Source organism: Chromohalobacter moromii (assembly GCF_023091865.1).
GTDB lineage: Bacteria > Pseudomonadota > Gammaproteobacteria > Pseudomonadales > Halomonadaceae > Chromohalobacter > Chromohalobacter moromii.
Map to the genome: position 1 here is coordinate 584,917 of NZ_JAHXDI010000001.1, position 15,710 is coordinate 600,626.

At 62.6% G+C, this 15,710-nt stretch carries 13 protein-coding genes and 1 tRNA gene; 6 read left to right on the forward strand and 8 right to left on the reverse strand.

Annotated features, from left to right (window positions below):
* Window positions 1-72: 72 nt before the first annotated feature.
* The 7 genes from KZO83_RS02680 to KZO83_RS02715 all read right to left on the reverse strand — a co-directional run bounded on the left by KZO83_RS02680 (window position 73) and on the right by KZO83_RS02715 (window position 10,060).
* A complete protein-coding gene (locus KZO83_RS02680; RefSeq protein ID WP_178998001.1) occupies window positions 73-609 on the reverse strand; it encodes an RNA polymerase sigma factor in 537 nt (178 codons plus the stop codon).
* Window positions 606-3,134 carry a GNAT family N-acetyltransferase gene (locus KZO83_RS02685; RefSeq protein WP_272493569.1) on the reverse strand — a complete coding sequence of 843 codons (2,529 nt, stop codon included), beginning with the start codon at window positions 3,132-3,134 and terminating at the stop codon, window positions 606-608. The genes KZO83_RS02680 and KZO83_RS02685 overlap by 4 nt, the downstream gene beginning before the upstream one ends.
* Window positions 3,131-4,510, reverse strand: coding sequence for a lysine N(6)-hydroxylase/L-ornithine N(5)-oxygenase family protein (locus KZO83_RS02695; RefSeq protein ID WP_247619661.1), 1,380 nt, complete (start codon window positions 4,508-4,510; stop codon window positions 3,131-3,133). Before KZO83_RS02695 ends, KZO83_RS02685 begins: the two co-directional genes overlap by 4 nt.
* A gap of 28 nt (window positions 4,511-4,538) precedes the next feature.
* Window positions 4,539-6,131: a pyridoxal phosphate-dependent decarboxylase family protein gene (locus KZO83_RS02700; protein ID WP_272493570.1), complete on the reverse strand. Its 1,593-nt coding sequence runs from the start codon at window positions 6,129-6,131 to the stop codon at window positions 4,539-4,541.
* A 330-nt stretch (window positions 6,132-6,461) separates the two neighbouring features.
* Window positions 6,462-8,558 carry a TonB-dependent receptor gene (locus tag KZO83_RS02705; RefSeq protein WP_247619662.1) on the reverse strand — a complete coding sequence of 699 codons (2,097 nt, stop codon included), beginning with the start codon at window positions 8,556-8,558 and terminating at the stop codon, window positions 6,462-6,464.
* A gap of 128 nt (window positions 8,559-8,686) precedes the next feature.
* The gene (locus tag KZO83_RS02710; RefSeq protein WP_247619663.1) at window positions 8,687-9,448 is read right to left on the reverse strand and encodes a 4'-phosphopantetheinyl transferase family protein; all 762 of its coding nucleotides are present in this window, start codon (window positions 9,446-9,448) and stop codon (window positions 8,687-8,689) included.
* A gap of 3 nt (window positions 9,449-9,451) precedes the next feature.
* Window positions 9,452-10,060 (reverse strand): hypothetical protein, encoded by a 609-nt coding sequence (locus KZO83_RS02715; protein ID WP_247619664.1) that lies wholly within the window; start codon window positions 10,058-10,060, stop codon window positions 9,452-9,454.
* 95 nt (window positions 10,061-10,155) lie between these two features.
* Here KZO83_RS02715 and KZO83_RS02720 point away from each other — a divergent pair.
* The 4 genes from KZO83_RS02720 (at window position 10,156) to KZO83_RS02735 (ending at window position 13,196) form a co-directional block, all read left to right on the forward strand.
* A tRNA-Ile gene (locus tag KZO83_RS02720) sits at window positions 10,156-10,232 on the forward strand.
* 113 nt (window positions 10,233-10,345) lie between these two features.
* A complete protein-coding gene (locus tag KZO83_RS02725; RefSeq protein WP_247619665.1) occupies window positions 10,346-10,936 on the forward strand; it encodes an ATPase in 591 nt (196 codons plus the stop codon).
* Window positions 10,933-11,124 (forward strand): hypothetical protein, encoded by a 192-nt coding sequence (locus KZO83_RS02730; RefSeq protein WP_247619666.1) that lies wholly within the window; start codon window positions 10,933-10,935, stop codon window positions 11,122-11,124. Before KZO83_RS02725 ends, KZO83_RS02730 begins: the two co-directional genes overlap by 4 nt.
* Window positions 11,125-11,453: 329 nt before the next feature.
* On the forward strand, window positions 11,454-13,196 hold the full coding sequence (locus KZO83_RS02735) for a sodium:solute symporter family protein (protein ID WP_247619667.1): 1,743 nt from the start codon (window positions 11,454-11,456) through the stop codon (window positions 13,194-13,196).
* A gap of 315 nt (window positions 13,197-13,511) precedes the next feature.
* On the opposite strand, the gene KZO83_RS02740 is transcribed toward KZO83_RS02735, so the two are convergent.
* A complete protein-coding gene (locus KZO83_RS02740; protein WP_247619668.1) occupies window positions 13,512-14,744 on the reverse strand; it encodes a cation:proton antiporter in 1,233 nt (410 codons plus the stop codon).
* A 269-nt stretch (window positions 14,745-15,013) separates the two neighbouring features.
* On the opposite strand from KZO83_RS02740, the gene KZO83_RS02745 reads away from it, so the two are divergent.
* A complete protein-coding gene (locus tag KZO83_RS02745; protein WP_247619669.1) occupies window positions 15,014-15,256 on the forward strand; it encodes a FitA-like ribbon-helix-helix domain-containing protein in 243 nt (80 codons plus the stop codon).
* Window positions 15,253-15,690: a type II toxin-antitoxin system VapC family toxin gene (locus KZO83_RS02750; protein ID WP_261505556.1), complete on the forward strand. Its 438-nt coding sequence runs from the start codon at window positions 15,253-15,255 to the stop codon at window positions 15,688-15,690. Before KZO83_RS02745 ends, KZO83_RS02750 begins: the two co-directional genes overlap by 4 nt.
* Window positions 15,691-15,710 lie beyond the last annotated feature (20 nt).

Sequence of the window (15,710 nt, forward strand, 5' to 3'; positions counted from 1 at the left end):
CAAGCGGGAAAAGCGTAGGGCGCAATCGTAATTCAAATAAGAACGGTTATCAAAACTCCTTGCTCCATCATGTCAGGCGTCAATGGCTTGGCGGCAGGCGTGCAGCGCTTGCTCGATGTAACGCCCGGCCATGCGTTCCGAGACCCCGAGGCGGGCCGCGATCTCGCGTTGGGGCAGTCCCTCGAGGCGATGCCATAGCAACGCCTGACGGACGTGGCGAGGCTGCCGTCGCAGGCAGGTGCGTACGCACGCTAGGCGCTGGGCCTGGCAGACATCGGCCTCGGGGCAAGGCCGTGCGCAGGCGAGCCCGGTGGTGGTGTCTTCCAGGGGAATCGTCTCGGGCCGCGCCCTAGCCTGGCGCTGATGATCGATCAGCAGGTTGCGGGCAATGCGGAACAGGTAGGCGCGAGGATTGGCGAGCGGCTGAGTGAGTCTCGCGCGCTGCAGGCGCAGATACACCTCCTGGCAGAGGTCGGCCGCCAGCTCCGGCGTATCCAGCTTGCCGGCCAGATAGCCGACAAGCTCCCGGGAATGCTCCATGAACAGTCTATCGAGTGTATCGACCATATGTCGGGTCCGTCCGTGGGTAGCGTCGCGTGATGGCGTCATGCCGTCTCGGTGTGGCGCCGAGCGTCGTCCGTGTCATGCGCGCTTGGTCGCCAGGGGGCGATGGGGTTATCCAGCTCGCCGACCAGCTGCAGATTTTTGGACGGATCGGCGAGGTCGATCATCTGCCGGTTGTTGCCCAGTTGCAGGCGGTTGAGACAAGAGCGCGCGAAGGTCGGCGCGAACAGGTCGTGACGCGCGAATTTATCAGCGAATTCGGGATGGCGACGCTGGTAATCGAGAATGCATTCGGCGACGCCGTGCCAGAAGTCGGATTCGGTGAAATCGCCCCGAGCCTCGCCATGCTCGACCATGACCGGGGCCAGGTAGCGAAAAAAGCAGTCGAAGGTATCGGTGAACAGCGACAGCACCTTGAGGTGTTCCGGCACGGCTACGGCCAGGCGTTTCACGCCTTCGGGAAGCGCGGCGTCGGGGTCCATGATCGCGCTTTCCTCGGCGATGTCCTTCATGATCGCGCGCACCGGCACGTGGGCATCGAGCTGCAGGATCACGTTTTCGCCGTGGGGCATGAAGACCAGGTCATGGGCGTAGAAGCAGTGCAGTATCGGTGTCAGGTAGGCGGTGAGATAACGCCGTAGCCAGTCGCGGGGCGCGAGCCCCGAGGCCTCGACAAGCGCCGGCAGGAGTGCCTGGCCGTCCTTGTCGCGATGCAGCAGTGCGGCCATGGTCATCAGGCGCTGACCGGGCGGCAGATGATTGAGCGGACTTTCACGCCACAGGCAGGCGAGCATCTTCTTGTGAGGGCTGTCACGGGCGACGGCATCCTCGAAATAGGCGTTGCGATACCCGATGGCGGCTTCCTCGCGCAGCAGGGTGAAGCCGTTGTCGGCCAGGAAGGCGTCGCCGTCGAGCAGTGTCTTGAGCCATTCATTGATGGCCGGCGTCGCCTGCATGTAGTAAGGCGAGAGGCCGCGCATGAAGCCCATGTTGAGGATCGAGAGCGCCGTCTTCACGTACCGGCGCTGGGGCTGCGAGGTATTGAACATCGTACGAATCGATTGCTGGGCACGATAGCGGTCGTCGCCGGTACCCAGGTACACGATGCGCCGGTTGGCGATCTCGCTGGCAAAGCTGGTCGCCAGCTTGTTGTGCCATTGCCAGGGATGCAGCGGCATGAGCAGGTACGCGCCAGGGTCCAGTCCCCATGCCTGCAAGTGACGGTGGAAGCGTGCCACGGTGTCGTGGCCCAGCTCCTGTTCGAGCAGTTCGGTGTAGGGCAGATCGCTCAGGCTGCTGAATTCGGCACACTGCGTATGCACGGCCAGCCACACCAGATGGATGTCGGCGCCGGCCTCGGGGGCGTAGGCATGGTAGTCGTCGGCGTCGAAGCCGATGCGTCCGTTGTTGGCGACGAAGCTCGGGTGGCCCTCGGTCATGGCGCTTTCGATGGCCTGGAAGTCGCCATGTGCCAGCTCGGGCGCCGTGAGTCGCTGATGCGCCTGCTTGTAGGCACTGCCGGACAAGGTGCTGCCGATCTCCTCCAGATATACGGGGAGCGTCTCGTCATCGAGGCCGAGCACGGCGCTGAATTCGATGATGAAACGCTGCGCGTCCAGCTCGGCGGGCTCGTCGTCGACGATCTTTGCGAGGGAGCCGGGGGCGATCCACCAGTGATCGAGCTGCATGCGACGCGCCCGGAAGCGGTAATGGCCGTTCGCACCGGGAATGGGCAAGGTGTAGTCGCCCCAATCGCCTTGCCGGTCGAGCCGGCGGGGCGCCACGAGGCGTTCGTGGGCGAATTCGGCGATGGCCTTGCGGATCAACTGACGGTTGGCCCGGGCCCAGCGCTCGGGGTCGAGATGGGCGAGGCGCGTGTCGATTGCCGGAGGCGTCTCCATGGCGGTGGTCTCCTGTTCCCTGGATGGCAGTGGTTCTCTGGCTGGCAGGCGTTCGCGGGAGAGCGCTGCCAGCGCCTGGTAATAAGCGGCGTGGAATTGGGCACGGGTGCAGAACGCCAGATGCGCGGTTTTCTCCGGCAGGTGCACTTGGCGGTCGTAGCGAAAGCCCACCCGGCGGTTGAGCGGATGGATACGTTCGTTGCGGACATCGGGTTCGACGACCACGCGTTTAGTGGCGGGATCGCTGAACATCAGCGTCATCACGCTGCTGAGCACGCCCCAGGTGAAGCGGGGGATGCGCGTTTCCGGTGGTGCCACCAGCACGTGCATGCCCCGGTCGCCGGGGCGCACGTCGTAATGCGCGCCGATGGGATCGTGTTGAGGCTGGTAGCACTCGACCAGAAAGGCGGGGCGGCCTTCGAAAAAGCCCAGATAGCCTTGGCTGTGCGGACTTTCATGCAGTCCTCGATAGAACGTCGCCACCTGCTCGCGGCTGTCGCCGCGCATGCCCCAGAAGCGGGCGTAGTCGCGGCTGACCCAGTCATGAATCAGGACGCTGTCCGAATCGCAGTGGATGGCGCGTAGATGGAAGCGGCCGAGCCCGGGAATGGCGTCGGTGTAGGTATTGCCTGGATCGTACAGCGGGCTGAGAAAGGCGGATGTCGTCATTTCGGCACCTCACAGGTCAACGGGGCGGTCTCGTCGGCGGTTGGCTGGCGCCGGGCCGGCCGGGGCGCGGGGCGGAAGACGGCGTTGTCGGGCGTGCCGAACGTCTGGAAGGCGATGCGACGCTCGATGGGATAATGCTCGACCCCCGTCAGCTCGCGGATGATGCAGGCGTTGCGATAGCAGGCCATGCCCAGGTCCGGTGCCGCCAGGCCGTGCGTGTGTCGCTCGGCGTTCTGCACGAAGAGGCGCGAGCGGTCATGATCGATGCTGTAGAAGCGGTCCACCGCGAAACGCCCGGCGGTGTCGCGGCGAATGTGCGCGTGGATGGGCGACAGGAAGCCCGGCTCCCGATAGCGATAACCGGTGGCCATCACCAGCGCCGGGGTCGTATGGCGGTAGGGCCGTCGTTGTTCGGTCTGGTAAAGGTCGAGTTCGAACGTGGCGCGTGCCGCGTCGTAGTGACAGTCCTGCAGCTCGGCGTTGGTCAGCAGGTGCGTGTCGACGGGACCACCGAGCCGCTTGGCATACAGCAGGTCGTAGATCTCGTTGACCAGCGCCAGATCGATGCCCTTGTAGAGGTTCGCCTGTTGCGACATCAATTCATCGCGGGTGGCCTGCGGCAGGGCGTGGAAGTAGTCGATGTACTCCGGCGAGGTCATTTCCAGCGTCAGCTTGCCGTATTCGAGAGGAAAGAAGCGCGGCGAGCGGGTGATCCAGCTCAGGGTGTAACCGTAGCGGTCGATGTCCTGCAGCAGGTCCTTGTAGATCTCCGCGGCGCTCTGGCCGCTGCCCACCAGCGTGATCGCCGGCTGCTGCTGGAGCCAGGCCTTGTGCGCAAGGTAGTCGGCGCTGTGGGTGATCCGCCCGGCGTGCGGCCGGCAGCATGCGGGCAGGTCGGGCTGCGTGCCGGTGCCGAGTACCAGCTTGCGGGCCCGATGGCTCGTCGCGGTATCGCGGGCGGTATCCACGCAGTGCACGACATAGCAATCGTCGTCGGCATCGAAGTCGATGCGCTGCACCTCGTGATGGAAGCGGATCGACGTGAGCTGATCGATGGCCCACTGGCAGTAATGGTTGTATTCGCGTCGCAACGGGAAGAAGTTCTCGCGAATGTAGAAGGCGTAGAGCTTGTCCTGGCGCTTGAGGTAGTTGAGGAAACTGAACCGGCTGGTGGGGTCGGCCAGGGTGACCAGGTCGGCCAGGAAAGGCGTCTGCAGGGTGGCGTCTTCCAGCAGCATGCCGGGGTGCCAGTCGAAGCCGGCCTTGCGCTCCAGGAAAAGGCCGTTGACGTCCTCGAGCGGGTCCGTCAGGCAGGCCAGGCCCAGGTTGAAAGGGCCCAGTCCGATGGCGATGAAGTCGTGAATCGGCGTTGGCATGATGGCTCTCATCGTTGAAGGCCGGGGATCAGGAGAAAGCGGCAGCGAGGTCATGCCGCCTGGGTGGCGCGGCATCGTCGCGCGTCAGGAAGTCGGCGCCATGGGCCTGAAGGCGCTCCACGACCGTGGCGAGATCGTCGATGCCGGTCTCCGGGTTGAGCAGCGTGAACTTGAGGTATCGGCGCCCCCGGACACGCGTCGCCGCGACGACCGCCTCGCCGTGGCGCGAGAGGGCCTGTCGGATATGGGTGTTGAGCGCATCCAGGCTGGCGTCGTCCAGGTCGTGGCCACGCGGTCGGTAGCGAAATACCAGCGTGGTGAGCTGTGGTGCCGTGACCACCTCGATGTCCGGCGCGGTCCGCAGCAGATGGTACGCCTCGCGGGTCAGCGCGATGACGCGATCGAACAGCTCGCCCAGGGCATCCGGCCCCAGCAGGCGCAAGGTCATCCACAGCTTCAGGGCGTCGAGGCGGCGCGTGGTCTGCAGGCTCTTGTCGACCAGGTCCGGCGGTGCGTCGTCGTGCCGGCCGGCCGGGTTCAGGTAATCGGCGTGATGAGTGACATAGCCGAGCCTCTGGCGCTCGGCGACCATGAAGGCGCTGCAACTGACCGGCTGAAAGAAGGACTTGTGGTAGTCGACGCTGACCGAATCCGCCTGTTCGATACCGGCCAGCCAGTGGCGGTGCCGTGGCGATGTCAGCAGGCCGCCGCCGTACGCGGCATCGACGTGCAGCCACACCCCATGCTGATGGCAGAGCGTGGCGATATCCGCCAGCGGGTCGATGCTGCCGAAATCCGTGGTGCCGGCCGTGGCGACCACGGCCATCGGAATCGTTCCTGCTTGCCGGCTCTCGGCCAGGGCGCGTGCCAGCGCCCCGGTGACCATGCGGTAGCGGTCGTCGCAGGGAATCGGCACCACGGCACGGTGTCCCAGCCCCAGCAACGCGGCGGCCTTTTGCAGACTGACGTGGCTCGCCTCGGAGGCGAAGATGCGCAACCTGGCCGCGTCGGCGGGCAGGCCGTGTTCGCGATTGCCCTGATGTCCGTCGAGAGCTGCGCAGCGATGATCGCGCGCGATCAACAGGGCCATCAGGTTGGACTGGGTGCCGCCGCTGGTGAAGACACCGTCCGCGTCATCGCCCAGGCCGATACGGCGGACCGTCCAGTCGATCAGCGCCTGCTCGATGAAGGTGCCGCCGGCGCTTTGGTCCCAGGTCTCGACGGCGGTGTTGATCGGGGTGGCGATCGCTTCGGCGAGGATCGACGCCAAGGTGATCGGACAGTTGAGGTGCGCGACATAACGCGGATGATGAAAATACACCGCGTCGTCGAGATACAGCCGTTCGACTTCCGCCAGCACGGCGTCGAGGTCGTCGAGCCGACGGTTCAGATCCAGCCCTTCGAAGCGTCGCTGCATCTCGCTGGGCAGAATTCCCGAGAACGGCTGGCCGGTCTCGGTCAACTTGCGTTGCACGAGTTCGATGCAGCGCTGCATGCCCTGACGATAGGCATCGGCATTGCGCGGCATGAACAGGGCATGGTTCGCGTCTTCGCCCATCGCCCGAGATGCGAGCGGCCGGGAAGAAAGCGGCGCCATCCGAATGGCAGCGTTTTGACTCATGGCATCACCTATGTCCTGGTGGCGTAAGAGGTCGCAACGGACATCATGAGGTTGCGACTTTCTTCCTTGTGTTAATGATAATCGTTAACAAGTCAGTGTTGCCTACAGGAAGACGATGCCGGCCCCGGTTTCTGAACCGAGCGGACAACTTTTTTTCATCCGGTTTTGCCATCCGGGCTGGTGCCGCGGGGAAGACGGCGGAGGAATGACGGCTTGGTTGCGTCGAGGCTGGCACGCAAGACGGCCCGCCTGGGTAGCGGGCCGTCGTGAGTGTGCGGTCTTGAGGTATAGTGGCCTTGGGAGGCGGCTCAGGAACTTTCCAGACAGTGCCTAGTAGGCGTGCGACCATGTCAGGGTATAGGTGCGCCCGCGTCCCTGGAGATCCCACAGGGATTGCGCGCCATAGGCTTCATAGAACACGGCGGCGCGTTGTCCCCAGATCGTCACGTAGCGCTCGTCGAGCAGGTTTTCGACGCCCAGGCTGAAGGTGCCGTAGGACGTGTCCTGGCTGGCGGTGGCGTCCACCGTGGTGAAGCCGTCGATCTCGTTGCCCGAGGCGTCGTCGATGCCGAAGGCACGGTTGACCTGCAGGCGCGCGCGGGTATCGACGTCCGACCATTCGCCATACAGGGTGGCGGTGGGCAGGCTGGCTTCGGTGACGCTGGTATCGACCCATTCACCGCCGACCTTCTCCTCCGACTTGACCCAGTTGAAGGCCGAGCCGAACAGCCAGTTGGCGCCGACGAAGCGCTCGATCTTGCCTTCCAGGCCGTACGTTCTCACGTCCTTGTCGATGGTGGTCACCCCGATCTCGAGTTCGCCATCGTTGGTATAGAGATAGTCGATCGCCTTGTCCGACCAGCTGTAATACGCGGCGATCTGCGATTGCCAATCGCGCCCGGTGAGGCGCCAGCCGGCCTCTAGCTGCTGGGTCTTGATGCCATCCACGGGGTTGTCGGAGATGTCGAAGCTGACGTCGCGATACGCCTTGGCGATGTCCGGAATCTCGAAGCCCTGGGTATACGCCAGCCAGGTCTGCTGCCCGTTCTGGAAGTCGTAGAGCGCCTTGAGATTGAACAGCGAGACGTCGTAGTCATTGGAGCCGCCGTCGTTGCCGCCCTGAGGCTCGACCTCGACATCGGTTTGCTCCACCCGCGCGCCGCCGGACAGCTGCAGGTTCGAGGTGAGCTGATAATCCGCCTGCACGAACGCGGCCAGGGTATCGGCCTGGAACGATGGATAATACGGGTCGAGCACGTCGGTCTGGTCGAGTTCCAGGCCGCCCTCGGAAGGCGCCAGCGTATAGCGCTTGGAATCGAATTCCTCCCGCGAGGCGTCGAGCCCGTAGGTCACGCTCAGCGGGTCGCTCGGTGATGCCGTGAAGACCGCCTTGGCGCCGGTCAAGTCGGTGTTCTGTTCCGAGACGGTGAAGGTGCTGCCGCCGGGGAACGGGTTGAAGACCGAGGACTCTTCGCGGTGGTAGGCCTGGAAATAGAAGCGCTGGCCGAGCAGGGCATCGTGATGGTAGTTGGCGTTGAGATACAGCCGCTCGGTCTCGGGGTCGACGTCCGAGTCGTAGCCGTCGCGGACCTCGCTGTTCTGAATCTTGTCCGAATATTCCGCGCCGCTCTCGTAATTCGGGTAGTAGAGCCCCTTGTCGCCCACGTAGGCGGAGTCGTAATACTGGGCGGTGATATCCAGGCGCTCATGGTCGCTCAGCTTGGCCTCGATATTGCCCATCAGGTCGACGGAGCGATTTTCCTGGAGTCCCGTCTGGGCGATGTCGGGCTTGATGATGTCCCCGTCGGCATCGTAGAACGAGCCGTTTTCCTGCACCGCCACGGCCAGTCGCCCCTGAACGCGCTCGTTGCCGCCCGAGACCGATTGCGCGGCGCGCCGAGACAGGTCGTCCGAGGCATTGAAGCCGCTGGTCAGGCCCAGCTCGCTTTCGAAATGCGGGCCGCCTTGCTCGCCCTTCTTGGTGATGATGTTGATGATGCCGCCGGTGGCGCCGCCCCCATAGAGGCTGCTCGCGCCGGAGAGCACCTCTATGCGCGCGATGTTGAAAGGGTCGATGGAATCGAACTGACGCGACAGACTGCGCGAGTTGTTCAGCGACACACCGTTGATCATCACCAGCGCATCGCGGCCCCGGAAGTTCTGGGCGTAGTTGGTGCGGTTGGTGCTCGAGCCGAAGTCGAATCCCGGAATCAGCCGCCCCAGGGCCGACTTCAGGGACTGCCCCGAACGCAATTGCTGCTGGATCTGTGCTTCATCCACGACCCAGACCGCCCCGGGGATCTGGCTGATTTCCGTGGGCGTGCGCGCGCCGACCACCACCATCGTCTCCCCGGTCTCCTGCGCCGAGGCGCCAAGCGCCACGCCCCCAGTGGCGACGACCAGGCCGAGTGACAGAGTCTTCTTCATGACGGGTCCCTTGAGATTGAGTGTTATTCGTATGCGCGTGCCAGCATACGCATGCGAAAACAAAACTCAACGATAATCATTATTATTAGAGGGCGTTCAACAAGCAGGAAGACACACAGGGGGCAGACTCAGGTTCGTTCAAGAATGCGCGGGGGCTCGTGCGCCTGGGGTAACGCGATCACGCTCAAGAGCCGCCGTGGGTCCGCCACGTACTGGCCATGGCACGGTGTGTCTGCAGGCCAGTCGGGGGCAAGCGTGGTGAGAAGACGAAGCGTGACGCGGCCTTCCTCGGGCTGCCAGTCCGCGAGTTCGGCATCCTGAAAATAAAAGCGCCGCTGCACGAGCGGAAACAGTGCCTTGAACAGGCTTTCCTTGCAGGAAAAGGCCAGGGTGGTGAACAGTGCCTGCGCCTCGGCGGGGAGCCGGTCGCGCCAGTCGCATTCCCGAGGCGTGAGAATCTGCGGTGCGAGGCGCGTCGCGCGTGCCGCCGGCATGGGCGTCTCGGCATCCAGCCCCAGCCCTTGCCAATGGCGAGCCGGCGCCGCCAGGGCGGCGGCGAAATCGGCACTGTGCGTGATGCTTCCAACCGTGCCCGCCGGCCAGCATGGGGCCCGTGTCTCGGCGACTCCCGGCACCTCGGCATGGCCCGTCACGGCGCGCAGGGCATCGCGCGCGCACAGGCGTCCGGCGAGAAACTCCGCGCGGCGCTTGGCAACCGCCGACCCCAGCCCCGTCGGCAGGGCGATGCCGTGCTCGGCAAAGGCCGCTTCGCACATCGCGTCCGCCGTGAACGTCACCCCCCGCCAGACGACATGAGGCAGCGCATGCGGCCAGGGCCACGTCTGCCGCCAGTCCTGACAGCCGGGGGGGAGGTCGAGCGCTTCCTGCATGCGTCAGCGGTCCACCAGCACCGCGTCGAGCTCGACCGGCACCTCGTCGTCGATCTGCTGATAGCCGAGCAGGCCGAGCACCGTGCGTGCGGTCTGGTTCTGCATGATGACCTGGCCATCCAGGGCCACCGCCTCGGTATTGCGAACGCGTATCTCGCCTTCGCTCTCACGCGTGAAACGCACCTTCAGCGGCTCCTGCTGCGAGGCATCGCCATCCTTCACGCTGAGCATCAGCGTCTCGGTACGGGACTCGCCGACGGGCAGGTTCTCGAGCACGCTCGGGTCCAGTTGCGTGACCACCGTGGTCAGCTCGGTATCCGACAGGCTCTCCATCCACGGTGGCAGGTCGCCCAGCTGCTCCAGCACATCGGTTTGATTGAGCCGCACGGGCAGGCGCAGCGTGCCATCCTCGGCGATATGACCGGCCATGCGCTTCAATGCATGGCGATGCGCCACCGACTCGCCGGACGACGTGATCTCGGTGATCGTCGCCTCGACGCGTGACTTCTCCGGATCGAGCTGCCAATCCGCCTGCGCCACGCAAGGCAGCGCGACCACGCCCAACGCCGCCGCCCAAGCAACACGACGCGCTATTCGCTTCATCTGATACATCACCAAACCCTCCATGGGATGGAATTACATTCCAGGAGCCAATCACCCCTAGTCTCGTTTATCGGCTTCCGCTATGATACTGCCCCGTTGCGATAGGGCCTATAGCTCAGTTGGTTAGAGCAGGGGACTCATAATCCCTTGGTCGGCGGTTCGAGTCCGCCTGGGCCCACCACAAACTTTAATAGTCGACTGACGTACTGCCTGGCCTATAGCCTAGAATTGACCGTAGCGAATACAGGCTAGCTTGGACACTTCTTGTATGTGCCCATTCAGGAGGGACGCGCAGTGACCCATAACGTTCGTAGAGCGACTTGTTGGATTGTTGCGGGGCCCAATGGAGCTGGCAAGACAACCTTTGCTCTTAACTATCTTCCCCACGTGGCCAATTGTACTCGCTTCATCAACGCAGACCTTATTGCTGCGGGTCTTTCCCCATTGGCTCCAGAACGTGAACTCCTTGCTGCTAGCCGTATTTTCCTTCAGGAAATTGAAGAAGCCATCGGTGAGGAAGAGGACTTCGCTTTTGAGACGACCCTGGCAGGGCGTGGCTACTCAAAGCTCGTGGAACGCTTGTTGGCTGAAGGATGGAGAGTTGAGCTCGTTTACCTGGCACTACCATCGCTAGACATGTCGAAGTTACGCGTTGCCGAACGAGTGTCCCACGGTGGCCATAATATCCCCCTGAAAGACATTCAGCGTCGATTTCCGCGTAGCCTGCATAATTTGCTGACGTTGTATGCACCTTTGGTTAGCCGCACGCGCTGCTTCATGAATAGCGGTGGGGCGCCGGAACCTGTATTTGAGCAGTGCGGTGAAGATCGGCAAGTTCTTAATGAAAGGCTGTTTAATGTTCTCACTCGGGAGGCGCGATCATGACACAGCTCACACCTGATACTCAGGAAATGTTGGATAGCCTCCGTGCTGCTGTGTCGGAGACCTTGGAGCGCAAGCAGCGTTTGGGCCACTATGCTGTTATCTGGCAGGACGATAAGCCTATGTTAGTTGGCGAAGACGCTCCTGATCAGGTTGATCGACAATCACCTGGCGGCCAGGCACTGGACTGACTTCTTTCCAAGTGTGCAGTTTCGCAGCGCGCCGGCATCTATTTGCGCGACACTCAAAGGCTGCCACTAGCCACTCATCTCCCATCATAGAACATCAATCATGCCCTCTGTCGAGTAGGCGTATACAGGAACGCTTTGCGGCAGAGAGAAGTGTCGGGCTGGAGGTGCCAGCTAGGTCTGATAAGCCTCGCGCTCCGGCCCTCGACGCGTGATCGTCCTGGATACCAAAGACGAGTCGCGTTGATTGAGGTGTATGTCGCTACGAAGACAGTGATCCATATATAAGTGCTTATCATGACTGCGAATTTCAACAACAAGTGTAATTCGTCATGGTCTATACCGCTGCCATCCTCTTGAGCCTCGTCGGCTACTTCATTATCGGCAATCTGGCCGGCCGCCGGGTCAAGAATCTCGACGACTACCTGGTCGCCGGGCGTAACGCCCCCACGTTGATGATCCTCGGCACCTTGGTCGCCAGCTACCTGAGTACCAGTGCCTTTCTGGGCGAGACCGGTTTCGCCTACCAGGGGTATCCCTTCGTCATGCTGATCTTCGCCGCCATCAGCACCTCGGGCTGTCTGCTCGGGGCGCTGGTGTTCGGCCGTTACCTGCGTCGCAGCGAGGCGCTGACGGTGCCTGAGTTCTTCGGCAAGCGCTTCGCTTCGAAACGCGTGCAGATGATCGCCGGGCTCACCACCGTATTCGGGTTGGGGGCTTACTTGCTGGGCGTGATGCAGGGGGCTGGCATCATGTTCGAGGAGCTCACCGGCTTGCCCTATTGGGCCGGGTTGGTACTGGTATGGCTCACCTACACCGGGTTCATTCTCTACTCCGGCTCCCAAGGCGTGGTGCTCACCGACACCGTGATGTTCGTGATTTTCTCCATCGCCGCGGTGGGCGGCTCGCTCTACATCATCAGCGATCTCGGCGGCTGGTCGGGGGTGATCGAGGGGCTGCTGGCGCAGTCCGACAAGCCCGGCATCGCGCTATGGCACGGCGTGATCGAGGGTGAGGGAGCGACCTTCTCATCACCCGGTGAAGCGCTCATCTGGGGGCTGACGCTGGGGCTGGTATGGGCCACGGTGCTGGCGGCCAGCCCCTGGCAGGCGAGCCGCTATCTGATGGCGCGCAACGAGCACGTGGTGATGCGCTCGGCCATGCTCACCGCCGTGGTGCTGGCGGTCTTCTACGCGCTTATGATGATGACCGGCGCGGCGATCAACCTCTACGACCCGACGCTCGACGGCGAGCGTGCCATGGTGTGGGCGGCGCTCAACGTGCTGCCGAGCTGGCTCGGAATCATCATCCTCACCGGCGTGTTTGCCGCCGGACTCTCCTCGTGCTCGACCTTTCTGTCGATCATCGGCTTCAGCCTCGCCCATGACATTCTTCCCGCTTCGCGCGGCGAGCGCGGCGCCATGCGGGCGAGCCGTATCGGCGTGCTGGTGGCCGGGTTGGCAGCACTGCTGCTGGCGCTCTTTCAGCCGCCGGCGGTGATGGCGGTGGTGTGGTTCGCCGCCACGCTGTTCGCCTCCTCCTGGGGGCCGGTGGCGCTGATGAGCATCTGGAGCCGTCGGATTACCGCCGCGGGTGCCGGCTGGGGCCTTGGGGTCGGCTTCGTCGGCAACCTGATCTTGTCGCTGATGGTGCAGGCGGAATGGGTCTCGCTGCCGGTATATCTTCACCCGGTGATACTGAGCACCCTGGTGGCGCTGGTGGCGATCGTGACCGCCTCCAAGTTGACCCATGTCAGCCAGGCAGAGAGTGAGTACCGCACCTTTCTGCATCGTAGTCCGGTGGAGAACGAGCGCAGCTGGGCGGCGGTCAGCCGACGGGTGGCCGGGGCGACCATGCTGGCCGGCGTCGCGGTGGGGGCCTTTCTATGGTGGCAGTACGCCGGCTCGCTGGCGGCGCTGGCCGGACGTTTCGGCGTGGCCGATAGCGCAGTGAACGGCGCCTACCTGCTGGCGACGGGCTGCGGCGTCATGCTGGTGATCGCCGGTGCGGTGGGCTTCCGCCTGGTGAGCGCACGCAGCACGAAAGTCGGCAGCGCCCGCATGGCGAAGCCCTGAGCGAGACTCCCGGGCCGGTGGTCGAGCGCATCACGCAAGAAACGCAAGAGAGCATTCAAGTGTCTGGTTGGCGTGTGATGGACGTCACGGACCCTAACGAGATGCGTGAGTCTCCCTGCATGATACGGAGCCGCAAGCCATCGAGGCTGCTCGTAATTACGAACGCGAGACCTCTAACGAGCCGGGGTCGCAGCCGGGCGATACTCAGGACTATGAAGGTTCCGAAACTCCCCGCGGCTAACATGAGGCCTGATCGCTAGCCTCACAGGCTAGCGGAGCCGCTGAAATTAGGCCTGCGGGTACTCGTGGCGAACCTCAGCCGCTCTGCTCCTCCGCTTTACGTCGATCCAACCACCCCATCACTGGGGCTGAAACCATGCCGTAGGCGAAGACGGAGACCAGCACAACGAAGCTAGTCGTGGTCCAGACAATGTCGGCCTGTCGGAAGTCCTGCATACTCGCTGCGTAGGCAAGATAATAAAAGGAGCCAACGCCACGAATCCCGAACAGGCTGACGACGGTCCGCTCGCATCGAAGCATTGGGCTACCCGCTAGGCTGAGCATGCCCGCCAAGGGCCGGATGCAGAACAGGATGATGACCGTGGCGAGGGCGATTTTCCAGGTCAAACCCTCTAGCGCAGAGCCGGCCAGCGCCCCTCCGAACAGTACAAGTAAAACCATCATCAGTAGATGCTCGGTCTGTTCGGTAAAATCATGCAGGCGAGTGTTGTATACATGGTCACCGTCGCGCCGACGGAGCACTAGCGCCGCCACAAAGACCGCAATAAATCCATAACCATGAATGAATTCCGCGCTGGCGTAGGCCACAAAAGTAATACCGAGGGTGGCGAACCCTTGCCCCGTCCGGGCAATAATCTTGCTCCCGACACGGTATACGATATTGCCAAGTAACCGTCCTATGCACCATCCAGCTACGAAACCGGCGATACTTCGCCAAACCACATCGACAGCCAGCCATTCCCAGGTCCAGGCTCCCAGGGAACCACCGTGGGCAGCCAAGCCTATTGCTAGGAAAGTGAAAGGGAATCCCACGCCATCGTTAAGGCCCGCTTCGGTAGTCAGATTAAACCTTACCCCATCCTCCGGCCCTTCCATGGGAGGGCCCACACGTACGTCAGAGGCCAGTACCGGATCTGTGGGTGCGAGAACAGCGCCGAGGAGCGCTGCTGTCTCCCAGGGGAGGCCAAGGAAATAGGCCGCTAGCCCCGCGACCGCCGCTACCGAGACAGGCATCGCGATGCCGAGTAGCCGCGCTGTGTCTATCCATTTTCGCCATTTGAGCCTTTTATCGATACTCAGTCCCGCTCCTGTGAGAGAAACGATGATGGTCAGCTCCACCAGCAGGGAAAGGGTGTTGGGGTAATCGCGTGGATTAAGCTCAATCCCGGCTACCGTGAATATGGCGTAACCAATCATTACGCAGATGATCGGCAAGGTCAGGGGTAGGTTGCGGATGAAAACCGGAAACCAGGCCACCAGTAAAATCAGCAGCCCGAAACCACCAAGAAAATAGATATGCGCTTCCATTCGAATAACTCTCCCATAGTGCAGCTGCGGCACAGTGCCAGCAGGCGCAGAGCGTGTTCCATGCTACTGACGCTAGGGTAGTTGAACGTCGAGGAATGATTTTTGCCCCAGATTGCGAAACGTAGACGCCGATAGCGCGATGCTCAAAGGGCTGTCACTAGCCACTCATCTCCCGCCATAGAACATCAATCATGCCCTCTGTCGAGCAGGCGCTTTTGACAGTTTTCTGCTAGCATTGATTGCATTGAGATCGCATAGGAGAGGCTGGTATGGCATCGATCACGATTCGCAATCTGGATGAGCAGATAAAGGCTCAGCTTCGTATGGAAGCGGCCAAGCATGGCCACTCCATGGAAGAGGAGGTGCGTATTATTCTTCGCGGCGCCTTGAGCCAGCCTCAAAAAGGGGGATTAGGCAGCCGTATACGAGAGCGCTTTGCGGCAGCGGGAGGTGTTGAGCTGGAGGTGCCAGCCAGGTCTGACAAGCCTCGCGCTCCGGACCTCGACGTATGATCGTCCTGGATACCAATGTGCTATCCGAGCTTATGCGGCCCGAACCAGACGCATGCGTTGTCGACTGGTTGGATAGCCAGGACGCGAGCGCCGTGACTATTACCGCTATTACCGTGGCGGAAATTCTCTATGGCATCGAGCGCATGCCCAGCGGCAAGCGCCAACGCCGTTTCGCCGCCATGGCAGCAGCGATGTTCGAGGAAGATTTTGCAGGCCGCATTCTGCCGTTCGATGAGGTCGTGGCGGTGCACCACGCAGAACAAGTAGCAATCAGTGAGCGTGCAGGCAGGGTAGTGCATACCGCTGACGCTCAACTCGCCGCGATCTGTCGACAGCATCACGCGACGCTGGCGACACGCAATGTGAAGGACTTCGAGTCGCTTGGCATCGACATACTCAACCCGTGGGAGCGTCGCTCAGCGCCAAGATCTTAAACGCCGGGGCACTCCCGCGT